Below are 15,450 nucleotides of genomic sequence, written 5' to 3' on the forward strand. Positions count from 1 at the left end.
AATAAAGAGGTGTTAAAAAATGGATATTTCAATTATCGATGCAACAAAAACAAACAAAACTACTGGAATCATGTACGGAAACGAAGATGCACCAAAACAAATGATCGAATTTGTCAATCTTGCTTGTCCTTATTGTCGACAATGGTTTATCGAATCTTATGACATTTTAGAAGAGGCGGTTCAATCTGGAAGACTCTTACGAATCATCAAATTGTTCGACAAAGAAAAACCTAGTTTAAAAAAAGGAAATGTGATGCATCATCATATCACTACGACGGATGGAAAAGTCGCATTAAAACAAATCAAAGCGATTTTCGATGCGCAAGATGAATGGAAACAACTTGATTTAGACGGCATTGCTGAATATGCTACTGAAACACTTGGTTTAACTGAACAAGAAGACCAAGCAATCACTCAAGCAATCATCGATGAAGCAAACGCTGCTCACATCCAATTCGTCCCTACTGTAATTATCGATGAACATATCTTTGATGAATCGATCACACCAGAAGAATTGAGTGAATTGGTTAAATAACTCATCATTTGATCATTCTTTGATCTTCAAAATCAAAAATAGACCGAAAAGCGATTGGCTTTTTCGGTCTATTTTTTCGTTGGAAGAAAGAAGTATTTTCGCTTGAACGAAACTGATGCGTTTTTTCTTGCAGGACTCGTTTGATGTTAGGATGATTTGTTAAATATGTGTGGGAAGTGATTTGACAAATATTGGCAGCATTTTCTTGTAACTCCCTCTGCCTTCTCTCCATTTAGCCTAAGTTATGCTAATGTTTGAAGAAAAGAAAAAAAGTGGTCTGATATTTGTTCCCCGTTTCGATGAAATATGAAGACATCGAAACCGATACAAATCATTCAAACCACATAGACTGCTTCTTGTCGATCATCCGTATTAAAATAAACCCCATTACTCTTTAGGATGCTTGTTCCTTTAATTTTTCAGCAAATTCGTTGATTTTACGAATCCGATGATTGATCCCTGATTTCGAGATCGCCCCGGATGGGATCATTTCTCCTAGTTCTTTTAAACTGACTTCAGGATGTTGCAAGCGTAATTCAGCAATCTCTTGTAACTTTTCCGGAAGTGCTTGTAAACCCACTCGTGCTTCGATCAATTCAATATTTTCAATCTGTTTTGATGCTGCATCAATGGTTTTGTTCAGGTTAGCCGTCTCACAATTGACTAACCGGTTCACTGAATTTCTCATATCACGCACGATCCGCACATCTTCAAAGCGCAACATCGAATTTGTTGCCCCAATCAGAGTCAAGAAATCAGCAATTTTTTCGGCCCCTTTTAAATAAGAGATATAGCCATTACGTCTTTCTAGTGTACGCGCGTGTAAACCATAGTAATTCAACATATTACAAATATCTTGGTTATGTTGTTCGTAGATCGAATAAATCTCTAAGTGATAGCGACTTGTTTCCGGGTTATTGACTGAACCCGACGCCATAAATGCGCCACGTAAATATGAACGCATCTTTTGTGCATTTCCCATGATCTCATCGGAAACATGCCCATTGAACATCATGCCATCCATGATATCCAGATCCATCAATACATTTTTTGTTCCTTGTTTCAAGCGAACGATGTAGACATTATTCTTCTTTAATTTCATTTTCTTGCGTACGAGCAGTTCGCTTCGTACTTGATAATGATCTTTTAAAAGTGAGTAGATCCGTCGAGCAATTGCGGCGTTTTCTGTTTGTACATTCAAGATGAATTGCTGGTTGACGATTCCAAGTGAGCCATTCATTCGTAATAACGCGGCTAATTCCGCTTTTGCATGTTCTCGATGGACTTCCAAACCAGTCAATTCCTTCTTGACTTCAGCTGCAAATGACACGTTATCCACCTCCTTTTCACAAAATTTTTCCTTTAATTACTTTGAGCCAAAGACGATGCGGAATAGTTCTTCGACTACCTTTTCACCATCATGGAAGACTCCGCCATTTTTCAACTCTAAAAAGTCAGTCGAGATGACCCGACAATTTTCTTCTCTTAAGCCATTAAAATCATGTGCTACTTGGACAAGGTATTCATCGTAGATTTCCGGGTCCATGTAATCTTTTGGTACTTTTTCTGTATTGACTAAGACAGTATCAATAAAGGGTTGGTCTAAATGTTGATGCAACACACGAATATGATCTGCATCTGAAAAATGTTCTGTTTCCCCTTTTTGTGTCATGATATTACAGATGTATACGACCTCTGCTTTCGTTTGAAGCATGGCTTCACCAACTTCTGGTATGACTAAGTTAGGAAGAATACTCGTGAACAAGCTTCCCGGCCCTAAGACGACCATATCTGCTTCCATGATCGCAGAAACAACTTTGCGCCCTGCTTTGGCTTCACTTTCGTCTTCTGTATTACGTACGAATACCCGATCGATCGTTTTGCGGTCAACAGCGATTTTAGATTCTCCGATCGCTGTCGTTCCATCTTTGAATACCGCATGTAAGGTCAACGGCGTTTCAGAAGAGGGATAGATGTGTCCATCCACGTGCATCATTCGAGACAATAGTTGTACTGCTTCATAAGTACTCCCTCTCATTTCAGCAACTGCCGCAATGATCAAGTTACCAATGGTATGATTGGCTAAAAATTGGTCTTCTTTTTTGAAACGGTACTGAAAGATATCTTCGTAAAATTGAGGCATATCAGATAGCGAGACTAACACATTTCTTAAATCGCCTGGAGGAGCCATCGCGATCGACTGGCGGATCTCACCGCTACTACCGCCATCATCTGCGACGGTTACGATTGCCGTGATATCGGCTCCTTGATTACGTAGACTTTTCAAAATAACAGGTAAGCCTGTACCGCCTCCGACTACAACGATTTTGGGTTTTCGAATTCGGTAAGTTTTCATTTTCATGAGCGGTTCACCGTCTCTTTGCGCTTATCTTTGTCACGATGAGTTACATTGACTTTATATGTTTCACTAAGCGCTTGAGATAACCTTTCTGTTAAAGCAACTGAACGGTGTTGTCCACCCGTACAGCCAATCGCTACAGTCAAACTGCTTTTTCCTTCTTTGATGTATCCTGGCATGACTGTTTTTAATAAATCAAGGAATTTCAAATAAAATAATTCTGTTTCGTCAAAGGACATGACGTAATCATAGACTGGTTTATCTTTCCCAGTCAATGGTCTTAAATCAGCGATATAATGAGGGTTCGGTAAAAAACGAACATCCATCACAATATCTGAATCGATCGGTAACCCGTATTTGAAACCAAACGAAACAAACTCAATGCGAAATCCTTGATCATCTTTTGTTTTAAATGTTTGATTGATTTTCTCACGTAGTTGTCGTGGGGTTAAAGTCGTCGTATCAATAATGACAGAAGCTTGTGCTTTGATGTCATTTAAAATCGCCCGTTCTTTACGGATGCCTTCCGTTACTAGTCCATCCATAGCCATCGGATGTGTTCTTCGGGTTTCTTTGTAACGAGCAACCAACTCTTCGTCAGAGGCATCTAAAAATAAGACAGAGGTATCAATAAAATTTGTATTTTCGATCTCGATCAACATACTTTGGATCTCTTCAAAGAAAGAGCGTGAACGTAGATCCACACCAAGTGCCATTTTTGTGACTTTCCCTGATTCCTTGATCAGTTCCCAGAATTTTGGGATCAGTGTTGGGGGCATATTATCGATACAAAAGTACCCCATATCTTCAAAACTTTGAATGGCAACAGTTTTACCTGCCCCGCTCATTCCTGTAATGATTACTAGTTCTAAATTATCAGCCATCCGTATGGCCTCCTCTCTCGTTCTCCTATAAAATTATATCATCCCGGGCGTATCATTGCTAGTTCGAATTCGATTTCTTTGGTTTTTATTCAAAGGCTGTAAAGCAAAATCAAACGACTTCAAAATAAGCGCGAAAAGTGAGGGGCACATTAGTCCTCTCGCAGATTCTAACACTGAATAAACGATGGAAACAAAAGTAACCTCTTCGGAAATAAGGCGCCATCCACAAAAATTTGAAAAACAATTTTCGTGGATGGCGTCTTATTTCTCGAGGGGAAACATTTCTGTCTCTAACTCTTTTCGCGCTAATTTATAGGAGCTGAACCCCTGTGGATCAAACTCAGCCCACAACTATTATTACACTAAAAACGTATCTTACTTTCGAGCAGATAGTGCCATCTCGATTGTTCGATCAGCTAGTATCGACTGCGCATCGATCACAGGATAAGGATTATCGGAAGCAACTTCTTGCATCAAAGACAATTCTGTACAGCCTAAGATGATCTTTTCACACGCCAAGCGTTGAACAACTTCTTCTAGAATCTCAAAATAAAGTTCTTTGTTCAACCGATCCGCTTCTTTGATTTCATGATAAATCAAGTAGTTCACTTTTTCTTGTAGTTCTTGGTCAGGAATCACCACGTCAAAACCTAATGCTTTGATCTCTTTTTCGTAAACACCGGCAAGAATACTTCCTTGAGTTGCTAAAACAGCTACTTTACCCGTTGTTTTTTGACGGAGAAGCTCTTTTGCCGCTTCTCGTGGCATATGCAAAATCGGAATCGTCGTCTCTGCTTGTAAGTCATCAAAAAAGTAATGAGCTGTATTACAAGTCAAAACAATGAAATTCGGTTGTAGTAAATTTTGTTTTTTGACGTCCTCTACTAAATAAGGGACAGGATTTTCTTTCGTTTGATCCAAAATGTAGGCCGTTCGATCAGGAACTGTCGCATGATTGAATAATACATAGTTCAAGTAATCCTGATCTTTGGCAGCTTTGACACGATGATTGATCAAGCGGACAAAGCTTTCCGTTGCCATCGTTCCCATCCCACCTAAGATACTGAAAAAATTCTCCATGAACTAGCCTTCTTTCGAATGAAAGTATTTTTTAAATCTTGGAATATAGTTTCGGAACATATAAGTCATCAATACCCAGCGTTTAAGTGAGTGATCTTTCTCATAAAACACAGTCGTTCCATAGCGTTTTTCTTTGATCAACTGCAAGGCACGTTGTTTTTGTTCGTTCTCTTTGGCATAAGTCAAAAAGACTTTTTTAGGCACGCCCAGCCATAGCTTCGCTTGGTCTGATTGGTTCGTTCCGTAGGTCGTTTCCACGAACGGCACACCAAAGACACGGTCTTCTGTTAGAAAACGTGCTAAATTCAGGCCATTGAGCGTAACAAAGAAACTACTTCTTCCTTGACGAAGATTGATCTCAAATAATTTATATTCGCCATCTCGTGGGTCATACTTCATGTCAAAGTTTGCAAAGCCAGTGTACTCGATTTTTTCTAGAAATGCTTTGATCGTTTGGTAGATCTTCTCGTTATAGTCAGGCATGATCACGACATAGTTTCCGATAGACGCTGGTGTTGGGTCTTCAAGTAATGGATGTCCTAGACACATCATTCGTACTTGATGCTGGTCATCAACGTAGGCATTCAAGACCCGCATATTGCTGTCATCCCCAGGAATAAAGTCTTGTGCGATCATTTCGCTCGTATAGCCCGCTTCATAGATCCGACCTAGCATCAAATCAAATTCCTCGCGATTGTCAATAATAAACGCTTTTTTTCGTCCCTCAAATTGGACAGATAAATACTCCACACTATTTGCCGGCTTTAGTGCTACAGGAAAGTTGAAAGGTAACTTTTGTTCTAAGCGGCCATTGTTCAACATTTCTTTTCGAATGATCAATGTTTTGGGATAAGGTAACTGATATTCTTCACATATCTCATAAAAACTCACTTTATTCACTAATCGCTCGAAAAGTGAATAATCGATATAAGGACATATAAAAGTTTCAGACAGCTCCTCTTTATGCTGAGAAATCAACTCAGCATATCCGTCGCCACAAGCTATCAGTAAATATTTTTTATTTTTATCCGTATATTTTTCTTTTGCTAAACGTCTCATCGTCTCTATAAAGACCGGATCTTGATCAAATCCTGGAATCACTTCAACGTTTACGATTTTGCTATAGCGGGTAGGCGCTAATTGATTCGACGCATAGGATTGACAAACTGTGCCATATGCCTCGTGAAATGAACGGGCCATACCATAAACGTTCATATCGCTACCTAATAAAATAGGGATAAATTCATTTTTTTCATTACTGTTCATCATTATCTCTCACTAACTTAATAATCTCTTGTTTTTTCTTTTACAATTACACAAGGAATATCATACCATAAAGAAAAAAGCAATCAAAGGAATCTCCTCCGATTGCTCAATTCTTTTTTGAACGGATTGAACTTATAGGAAGTTTTTATCTATACCAATAAGTGTAGAAAGAACTACCATATAAAATATTCTAGAATACTCATGAAAAGAAAACAATACATATTGTATTCTTTTAATATTTTTTTAACTATCATCATCACTTTTATTATTTTTCCATGATTTTTTTCAAATAATGTCCTGTATAGCTTTCTTTGACTTTCACTAATTCCTCTGGTGTACCAGTCGCTAGGATCGTACCGCCACCTTCGCCACCTTCAGGTCCTAGATCGATCAAATGATCCGCTGTTTTGATGACGTCTAAATTGTGTTCAATGACTAACACAGTATTTCCTGCATCAACCAATCGTTGCAAAACATGCAATAATCGAGCAATGTCATCAGTGTGAAGCCCTGTAGTCGGCTCATCTAAAATATAAAAATTCTTCCCATTAGAAATCTTGTGCAGTTCACTCGCAAGTTTCATTCGTTGCGCTTCTCCGCCGGACAATGTCGTCGCTGGTTGTCCCATTGTGACGTAGCCTAAGCCAACATCAACGATCGTTTGTAGTTTGCGATGGATCTTAGGGATCGGTTGGAAAAACTCAACGGCATCTTCAACCGTCATCTCTAAGATATCCGCAATACTTTTTCCTTTGTAATGAACTTCTAGTGTTTCTGAGTTATAACGTTTCCCATGACAGACTTCGCATGGGACATACACATCTGGTAAGAAATGCATTTCGATCTTGATGATCCCATCACCGCGACAAGCTTCACAGCGACCACCTTTCACGTTGAAACTGAAACGGCCTTTTTTGTAACCACGCATCTTTGCTTCATTGGTTTGAGCAAACAGATCACGGATATCATCAAAGACACTCGTATAAGTCGCCGGATTACTTCTTGGTGTCCGACCGATCGGGCTTTGATCGATATCAATGATTTTTTCGATTCCTTCATAACCAGTTATTGTTTTGAACTTTCCTGGTTTGGCTGAGTTCCGATTGATTTTTTGTGCTAATGCCTTCTTCAAGATACTGTTCACAAGCGTACTTTTTCCTGAACCAGAGACGCCAGTGACCGCCACGAATTCACCCAAAGGAAACTCAACGGACACATTTTTCAAGTTGTTTTCTGTCGCACCTGTGATCTTGATCGCTTTACCTGTACCTTTTCGTCTTGTTTCAGGAACAGGGATCGATTTTTTGCCAGACAGATATTGTCCGGTCAATGAATGTTTATCCTTAGCAACTTGAGCGGGTGTCCCAGCAGAAACGATCTCGCCACCTTGATGTCCTGCACCAGGACCAACATCGATCAAATAATCGGCTGCACGCATCGTATCTTCATCATGTTCCACAACCACTAAGGTATTGCCAAGATCTCGCATTTTCTTCAATGAACCGATCAAGCGATCATTGTCCCGTTGATGTAAGCCAATGGAAGGCTCATCTAAGATATAAAGAACTCCCGATAGATTTGAACCGATTTGTGTGGCTAAACGAATCCGTTGCGCTTCGCCACCTGATAAAGTGCCCGAAGCACGACTAAGTGTCAAATAATCAAGACCGACATTTTCTAAGAATGACAAACGGTCATTGACTTCTTTTAGAATCGGACGAGCGATGACTTTTTCTTGCTCTGATAAAGTTAGATTTTCAAAAAATTCAACGGCATGTTGGATCGACAACTCATTCGTCTGACCAATATTCGTCCCATTGATCTGTACGGATAAAGCTTGTGGATTCAATCGATAACCGTCACAAGTCTTACACGTCAATTCTGTCATGTAAAGACGCATTTGTTCTCTCGTAAAATCGCTGTTCGTATCATGGTAACGGCGTTTGATATTGGTCATCACGCCTTCAAATGACGTTTCAACATCTCTCACTCCACCGAAATCATTTTCGTAGTGAAAATGGAAGGGCTCTGAGGTACCATTCAACACGATTTCTTGATGTTCAATAGGTAAGTCTTCAAATGGTGTATCCATATCGATCCCATAACTTTCGCAAGCTTGTGCCAGCATTTGTGGATAATATTGCGAACTGATGGGATTCCAAGGGATGATTGCTCCTTCGTTCAATGTTTTTGTTTTATCTGGGATCACTAGATCGATATCGACTTCTAATTTGACTCCCAAACCATCACAATCCGGACATGCGCCAAATGGTGCATTGAAAGAAAACAAGCGCGGTTCTAATTCTCCTACTGTAAACCCACAGTACGGACACGCATAATGTTCGCTAAAGAGCATCTCTTCTTCGCCAATCACATCGATCAATACATAGCCATCCGCTAAACGAAGCGCTGCTTCGATCGAATCGAATAAACGAGAGCGGACGCCTTCTTTCACCACGATTCGGTCAATCACGATCGCAATATCGTGTTTTTTATTTTTCTCTAATTCAGGTACTTCACTAACGTCATAGGTTTCTCCGTCTACACGGACACGAACATACCCTTCTTTTTGGACACGTTCAAATACTTTTTTGTGTTGTCCTTTTTTCTTTACCACGATCGGTGCTAAAATTTGGATCTTCGTCCGATCAGGCAGTTCTAGCACTTTGTCCACCATTTGTTCGACGGATTGACTAGTGATCTCAATATGGTCATTTGGACAGATCGGATGACCGACCCTAGCAAATAACAAACGTAAATAATCGTTGATCTCTGTCACTGTCCCTACGGTAGACCGAGGGTTTTTACTGGTTGTTTTTTGATCGATCGAGATTGCTGGGCTAAGTCCATCAATACTATCAACATCCGGTTTATCCATTTGTCCCAAAAATTGACGGGCATACGCAGATAAACTTTCAACATATCGGCGTTGTCCCTCTGCGTATAATGTGTCAAAAGCAAGTGAACTTTTCCCTGAACCGGATAATCCGGTGACGACCACGAATTTATCACGTGGGATCGTCACATCGATATTCTTTAAATTATGCGCTCTTGCGCCATGAATAATAATTTTATCGTTAGCCATGTTTACCCCCTACTCAGATGCTTTTAATTCAAGAATCATATCACGTACATTGGCTGCAGTCTCGAAATCCAATGCTTTCGCTGCATCTTTCATTTCTTTTTCTAGTTTCATCAATAATGTTGCTTTTTCTTCTCTTGTCATCTCTTCATAAGAAACTTGCACCGTTTCTTTTGCATCATCTTCTGATTCTTTCGTAATCGAGATCAAGTCTCGGATTTCTTTGATGATCGTTTTCGGAACGATGCCATGGTCCTCATTGTATTGTTGCTGGATACTACGACGTCTTGACGTTTCATCCATGGCTAAACGCATGGAATCAGTGACTCTGTCCGCATACATGATGACTTTACCTTCTGAGTTACGTGCCGCACGTCCGATGGTTTGGACTAATGAACGTTCACTTCGTAAGAACCCTTCTTTATCGGCATCTAAAATAGCGACTAACGATACCTCAGGCACATCTAATCCTTCACGTAGTAAGTTGATACCAACTAATACGTCAAACTCGCCTAAACGAAGATCACGAATGATCTCTGTCCGTTCTAATGTTTTGATATCGCTATGCAAGTATTTTACTTTGATCCCTAACTCTTTGAAGTAATCGGTCAAGTCTTCTGACATCTTTTTCGTCAACGTGGTCACAAATACCCGTTGGTCTTTTTCAACTCGCTCATTGATCTCACCTACCAAATCGTCGATCTGACCCATGATTGGTCGTACCTCGATGACTGGATCTAATAATCCTGTTGGTCGAATGATTTGTTGGACCACTGTATCTGTTTGTTCGTACTCATAAGGTCCAGGAGTAGCAGAAACATAGACGATCTGGTTGACATGTTTCTCAAATTCTTCTAGACGTAAGGGACGGTTATCTAGTGCAGATGGCAAGCGGAAGCCATAATCGACTAGCATTTGTTTTCTCGCACGGTCTCCGTTATACATTCCACGGATCTGTGGCATCGTCACATGAGATTCATCAATGACCATCAGCGCATCCTCAGGGAAGAAATCTAATAACGTATACGGCGGTTCGCCTTCTTTACGACCATCCATATGACGTGAATAGTTTTCGATCCCAGAAGTATAGCCCATCTCTAACATCATCTCGATGTCATAGTTCGTCCGTTGTTCTAAGCGTTGCGCCTCTAATAATTTGTTCTCATTACGCAACACAGTCAAGCGTTGTTCCAGTTCTGCTTTGATATTGGCGACCGCATGTTCCATATGATCGTCATCAGTGACAAAGTGAGTAGCGGGGAAAATAGCGACGTGTTCTGTTTCGCCTAATACTTCACCTGTCAACGCATTCACTTCACGGATTCTTTCGACTTCATCGCCAAAAAATTCAACGCGTAATGCTCGCTCATCACGTGAAGCTGGAAAGATCTCCACGACATCACCACGCACTCGAAAACGACCGCGCTGAAAATCAATATCGTTTCGCTCAAATTGGATGCTGACTAGATCTCGGATCAATTGATTACGGTCCATCTCCGCACCTTGTCTGATCGACACGACTTGTTTTTGATATTCAAATGGTGAACCTAACCCAAAAATACAAGAAACCGAAGCAATCACGATCACGTCATTTCGTTCTAACAATGAACTTGTGGCGGAATGACGCAATTTATCGATTTCATCGTTGACACTTGAATCTTTTTCAATGTACGTATCACTCGAAGGTACATAGGCTTCTGGTTGATAATAATCATAGTAAGAAACAAAATATTCGACCGCATTGTTCGGAAAGAACTCTTTAAATTCCCCATATAATTGGCCAGCAAGTGTCTTATTATGTGCAATGATCAAAGTTGGTTTATTTACTTTTTCGATCAAATTAGATATCGTATAGGTTTTCCCTGTTCCGGTCGCACCTAATAAAATCTGCGCTTTTTTACCCTCATTTACACCTTCGACCAACTGCTTGATCGCTTCTGGTTGATCGCCGGCTGGTTGGTATTTTGACACCAACTCAAAATGACGGGAGGTATCTCTTTCAATCATTGTTCGTCCTCCTTTTCGTTCATTCCTTCTCTCATTTCATCAAAAAAAGAAAAGGAAAGCAAAGGCATTCCTTGTTCCTCTATTGTATCACGGCGAACATACTTTCGCCAATTGAAAGTTTTGGATCTTACCTGTAATCTCCTTCTTTTATCGCATGTCATGTTTTCTTACATAGCATGTAATAAATCGCTACTTTTTTAAATTATTTTTTCTTGGAATCTTGTGTTAGGAATATCTTTTCGCCTATAATAGTTAAATATTGGAAATTATCGAAATTTATATAGGAGGTTATTTATGAAAAAAAGAAACATGTTACAGACATTCCTTTTCATAATGACAGGACTTGTTACATTCGCTCTGCATACGCCTGTGCAAGCTGACGAGACGCAATCGACTACAGCAACTAGCGAGACGATGCAAAAAATAGAACCTAAAAAAGACGTTTATGTGATTGCAAGTGATTCGGCCTTCGCTCCATTCGAGTACCAAAATGCGGATGGCGAATATGTGGGGATCGATGTCAGCTTAATGGAAGCTATCTCAGAAATGCATGGGTTCAATATCCGCATGGACTTCCGAGGTTTCTCTGCTGCGTTACAGGCATTGGAATCCGGACAAGCAGATGGAATGATCGCGGGGATGACGATTACAGATGAACGTAAAAAAACGTTTGATTTTTCAGACCCTTATTTCCAAAGTGGTATCCAAATCGCAGTCAAAAAAGGCAATACTTCGATCAAGTCTTATGAAGACTTAGATGGAAAAACAGTCGGTGCGAAAGTTGGTACCGAAAGTGCAGATTTCTTGGTCGCTAACCAAGAGAAATACGGCTACGAAATCAAATATTTCGATGCCGCAGATCAGCTATATGATAGTTTGAGAGTCGGAGCAATTGACGCAATGATGGATGACTATCCAGTAATCGGTTATGCGATCAAAAATGGTCAGGAATTAGAAACGCCAATCGAACGAGAAACTGGCGGCTCTTATGGTTTCGCAGTGAAAAAAGGAGAAAATCCTGAATTATTAGAAATGTTCAACGAAGGCTTAAAAGAATTAAAACGAACAGGTAAATATGACGAGATCATCAATCAATACATCTCTACAGACGAAAGTGCAGCAGCACCAGCTGTTGATGAATCGACATTGACTGGCTTGATCCAAAACAATTACAAAGCGCTATTGAAAGGCTTATGGCAAACGATCCTATTAACCTTGATTTCATTTGCACTAGCTTTAGTTGTCGGCGTAATCTTCGGTCTTTTCAGTGTTGCACCGATCCGCGCCTTACGAACAGTTGCAAGCATCTATGTAGATATCATTCGCGGAATTCCGATGATGGTACTTGCTTTCTTCATCTTTTTCGGTCTACCAAGTATCGTGGGCTTTACGATTCCTGACTTTATTGCAGGGATCATCACATTGACCTTGAACGCGAGTGCCTATATCGCCGAAATCGTACGTGGCGGGATCAATGCTGTTCCTACAGGACAAATGGAAGCTTCACGAAGTTTAGGTCTGTCTTATAACCGTACGATGCAAAAAATCATTTTACCACAAGCATTTAAAATCATGATTCCATCGTTTGTCAACCAATTCGTGATCTCATTGAAAGATACGACGATCATTTCAGCGATCGGTGTGGTCGAGTTGTTACAAACTGGACGGATCATCGTTGCTCGTACCACTCAAAGTACGTATGTCTACTTGATCATCGCAGTAATGTACTTGATCTTGATCACTGCATTGACGAAATTAGCGAAAGTTTTAGAAAAGAAGGTGAAATAAGATGACAGAAAAAATCTTAGTCGAACATCTTGTAAAAAAATATGGAGACAACACTGTCTTGAACGACATCAACGTGTCGATCAATGAAGGCGATGTTGTTTGTGTGATCGGACCTTCTGGTTCAGGTAAAAGTACTTTTTTACGTTGTTTGAACCGTTTAGAAGATCCAACATCCGGTGATATCATCATTGATGGTGCTCATTTGATGGATAAAAACACAGATATCAACTTAGTAAGGCAACATATAGGCATGGTATTCCAGCATTTCAATCTTTTCCCACATCTTTCTGTGTTGGAAAACATCGTTTTAGCACCGATGGATCTAAAAAAACTCTCTCGTGAAGAAGCAGAGAAAAAAGCAATCAAATTGTTAGAAACAGTTGGCTTAGAAGACAAAAAAGATATGTACCCAGATAACTTATCTGGTGGACAAAAACAACGGGTTGCTATTGCTCGTGCATTAGCAATGAATCCCGATATCATGCTCTTTGATGAACCTACTTCAGCCTTGGACCCAGAAATGGTCGGCGATGTATTGAATGTCATGAAAAAATTAGCGAAACAAGGAATGACTATGGTCATCGTGACACATGAAATGGGCTTTGCTAAAGAAGTCGCTAACCGTGTCATGTTTATAGATGGCGGCAACTTCCTCGAAGATGGCACACCACAACAAATCTTTGAAGATCCGCAAAATGAGCGAACGAAAGATTTCTTGGATAAAGTATTAGATATCTGATCGACTAAAGAAAGCCCCTAAGAACGTCTGGAAAAACCAAGCGTCCTTAGGGGCTCTTTACTATTGATTTTTAACGAATGTTACATGATCCACCGATACCCATCCTTGCGCTTTTGCATCAACATAAATGCCAATCTCACTCGTGCCGGAAGTAACCGGTATATCTTTGATCGTTACCTTCGTCCACTCGCCACTTTTAGTGATCGAAGCCTTCAGCTCTTTCCCACCATGATTTTTGACATACATCTGACTAGCGGTCAAATCGCCACCTGCCATGGTATAAGCAGTTAATGTGTACGTTCCCTTGCTTAATCCATTAACAGTTTGATAGATCGACATTTGATACGCTTGGTCATCCCAAAAGGTTGCTTTATACGCTCCGGAAAACCCACCAGTTTCAGTTTTCAATGTATCGATTGCTGCACCATTGCCTCGCCACACAGACCAATTTGCCGGTGTGTTCGTGAAACCGTCATTTTCAAAACTAGGATTTTTCAGAATATTTTGCTGTCTCCCTGCTTCTTGAAACGCCTTTAAGCTAGGAAGTGCTTGCCCATTGAAATCGAACATCGCCTGGTTATCCCACTCATTTCCTGTTTGTGATTGTACGCCTAAATAGTTCATTCCAGCAGCTGTTGCCCAAGAGACATTACCGTTATACCATAAAGGTTCCCAATAGAAAAAGCCATTCCCTTTCTCATTCGGCACGGTTTGGATACGAGTCACCAAATCATTTAAATATTCTCGTTGCCCTGCTGGTGTTGCCGCATATCCTCCTGCAATCTCTTGTTCTGGACCAAAAGCATTGGGCATACTATCCGCATTGGCAGTTGTGTGTCCATATGCAGTCTCTACCACATTGACTTCTTTATCATATCTGGCACTGATTGTGTTCATTGTCGTTTGCAAGGCATTCATCGAGCCATGCCAATAAGGATAATAGGAAAGGCCGATCAAATCGTAATCTACCCCACGTTTTGTAATCTCATCAAACCACCAAGTAAAGACATCCGTATCTCCACCATCAGCTAAATGCAGCATGATTGGGGTGTCGACTGGTTGCGTTTCTTTTACTCCCCGAATCCCAGACTTCAAGAAAGTGGCTAATCGATCAAACTCGCCACCACCTTCCCCCCATGATTTTCCATAAGGCCAAAGCATGCCGCTGTTCAATTCATTGCCTATCTGGACCATATCAGGATATACACCATTGTTTTTCATTTCTGTCAATACACTTTTCGTATAACCGTATAAGGCTGCATCAAGTTGCTCAAAGCTATAGTTTTCCCATGCTTTCGGAAGGTTTTGTTTGCCAGGGTCCACCCAGAAATCACTATAATGAAAATCAAGTAACACTTTCAATCCTAGGTTTTTCGCACGTTTCGCCAAAGCAATCGTCGTGTTCAAATCATTCGTGCCTGCACCATATGAATTCCCTTGATCATCATAAGGATCTTGCCATAATCGCAAACGAACATAGTTGACGCCATTGTTCTTTAGAATCTGTAATGCATCTTTTTTCACACCATTTTCGTAATACCCTGCACCAGATTTTTCCATATCCGCTAATATCGAGATATCTGCTCCACGTATCAATTCCTTTGCCTCCACTTGCTTTGAACCTAATGCCACACTGACTAACGAAACAAATAATCCGACAACCAACACTCGCCAACCTTTTACTTTGTTCATTTAACGATCTCTCCTTTG

The 15,450-nt window shown here is 40.4% G+C and carries 11 protein-coding genes; 3 read left to right on the top strand and 8 right to left on the bottom strand.

From position 1 onward, the window contains the following. Positions 1–19: 19 nt before the first annotated feature. The gene (locus IGK77_RS09015) at positions 20–535 is read left to right on the top strand and encodes a DsbA family protein (RefSeq protein WP_071866253.1); all 516 of its coding nucleotides are present in this window, start codon (positions 20–22) and stop codon (positions 533–535) included. A gap of 394 nt (positions 536–929) precedes the next feature. On the opposite strand, the gene whiA is transcribed toward IGK77_RS09015, so the two are convergent. The 7 genes from whiA to uvrB form a co-directional block, all read right to left on the bottom strand. After that, entirely contained in the window at positions 930–1,865 is a 936-nt protein-coding gene (gene whiA / locus IGK77_RS09020) for a DNA-binding protein WhiA (RefSeq protein WP_010735234.1), read from the bottom strand. Between the two features lie 36 nt (positions 1,866–1,901). Further along, complete coding sequence (locus IGK77_RS09025) at positions 1,902–2,897, bottom strand: gluconeogenesis factor YvcK family protein (protein ID WP_065096810.1); 996 nt, start codon at positions 2,895–2,897, stop codon at positions 1,902–1,904. Then, positions 2,894–3,778, bottom strand: a complete 885-nt coding sequence (gene rapZ, locus IGK77_RS09030) for an RNase adapter RapZ (RefSeq protein WP_010735232.1) — start codon at positions 3,776–3,778, stop codon at positions 2,894–2,896. The genes IGK77_RS09025 and rapZ overlap by 4 nt, the downstream gene beginning before the upstream one ends. Before the next feature lie 375 nt (positions 3,779–4,153). Next, the gene (locus IGK77_RS09035; RefSeq protein WP_074801527.1) at positions 4,154–4,858 is read right to left on the bottom strand and encodes an amino acid racemase; all 705 of its coding nucleotides are present in this window, start codon (positions 4,856–4,858) and stop codon (positions 4,154–4,156) included. Positions 4,859–4,861: 3 nt separating this feature from the next. Continuing rightward, positions 4,862–6,127: a D-aspartate ligase gene (locus IGK77_RS09040; protein ID WP_074801525.1), complete on the bottom strand. Its 1,266-nt coding sequence runs from the start codon at positions 6,125–6,127 to the stop codon at positions 4,862–4,864. Positions 6,128–6,389: 262 nt separating this feature from the next. Next, the gene (gene uvrA / locus IGK77_RS09045) at positions 6,390–9,209 is read right to left on the bottom strand and encodes an excinuclease ABC subunit UvrA (protein WP_065096989.1); all 2,820 of its coding nucleotides are present in this window, start codon (positions 9,207–9,209) and stop codon (positions 6,390–6,392) included. 9 nt (positions 9,210–9,218) lie between these two features. Then, positions 9,219–11,213 (bottom strand): excinuclease ABC subunit UvrB, encoded by a 1,995-nt coding sequence (uvrB, locus tag IGK77_RS09050; protein WP_071866251.1) that lies wholly within the window; start codon positions 11,211–11,213, stop codon positions 9,219–9,221. Positions 11,214–11,507: 294 nt separating this feature from the next. Here uvrB and IGK77_RS09055 point away from each other — a divergent pair, with 294 nt between their 5' ends. Together IGK77_RS09055 and IGK77_RS09060 are read left to right on the top strand one after the other, a co-directional pair. Continuing rightward, positions 11,508–13,001 carry an amino acid ABC transporter substrate-binding protein/permease gene (locus IGK77_RS09055; RefSeq protein ID WP_438713154.1) on the top strand — a complete coding sequence of 498 codons (1,494 nt, stop codon included), beginning with the start codon at positions 11,508–11,510 and terminating at the stop codon, positions 12,999–13,001. Between the two features lies 1 nt (position 13,002). After that, on the top strand, positions 13,003–13,740 hold the full coding sequence (locus IGK77_RS09060; protein WP_071866250.1) for an amino acid ABC transporter ATP-binding protein: 738 nt from the start codon (positions 13,003–13,005) through the stop codon (positions 13,738–13,740). A 60-nt stretch (positions 13,741–13,800) separates the two neighbouring features. Here the strand turns inward: IGK77_RS09060 and IGK77_RS09065 are convergent, their stop codons facing one another. Continuing rightward, positions 13,801–15,432 carry a glycoside hydrolase family 53 protein gene (locus tag IGK77_RS09065; RefSeq protein WP_074801520.1) on the bottom strand — a complete coding sequence of 544 codons (1,632 nt, stop codon included), beginning with the start codon at positions 15,430–15,432 and terminating at the stop codon, positions 13,801–13,803. Positions 15,433–15,450 lie beyond the last annotated feature (18 nt).

Source organism: Enterococcus sp. DIV0806c, assembly GCF_051710905.1.
In the GTDB taxonomy this organism is placed as follows: domain Bacteria; phylum Bacillota; class Bacilli; order Lactobacillales; family Enterococcaceae; genus Enterococcus_B; species Enterococcus_B mundtii.

Bases quoted from the DNA above. Each gene is read 5' to 3' on its own strand.
- IGK77_RS09065 (WP_074801520.1), bottom strand. From the start codon at position 15,432: ATGAACAAAGTAAAAGGTTGGCGAGTGTTGGTTGTCGGATTATTTGTT.
- uvrA (WP_065096989.1), bottom strand. From the start codon at position 9,209: ATGGCTAACGATAAAATTATTATTCATGGCGCAAGAGCGCATAATTTA.
- rapZ (WP_010735232.1), bottom strand. From the start codon at position 3,778: ATGGCTGATAATTTAGAACTAGTAATCATTACAGGAATGAGCGGGGCA.
- IGK77_RS09035 (WP_074801527.1), bottom strand. From the start codon at position 4,858: ATGGAGAATTTTTTCAGTATCTTAGGTGGGATGGGAACGATGGCAACG.
- uvrB (WP_071866251.1), bottom strand. From the start codon at position 11,213: ATGATTGAAAGAGATACCTCCCGTCATTTTGAGTTGGTGTCAAAATAC.
- IGK77_RS09015 (WP_071866253.1), top strand. From the start codon at position 20: ATGGATATTTCAATTATCGATGCAACAAAAACAAACAAAACTACTGGA.
- IGK77_RS09040 (WP_074801525.1), bottom strand. From the start codon at position 6,127: ATGATGAACAGTAATGAAAAAAATGAATTTATCCCTATTTTATTAGGT.
- IGK77_RS09025 (WP_065096810.1), bottom strand. From the start codon at position 2,897: ATGAAAATGAAAACTTACCGAATTCGAAAACCCAAAATCGTTGTAGTC.
- IGK77_RS09060 (WP_071866250.1), top strand. From the start codon at position 13,003: ATGACAGAAAAAATCTTAGTCGAACATCTTGTAAAAAAATATGGAGAC.
- IGK77_RS09055 (WP_438713154.1), top strand. From the start codon at position 11,508: ATGAAAAAAAGAAACATGTTACAGACATTCCTTTTCATAATGACAGGA.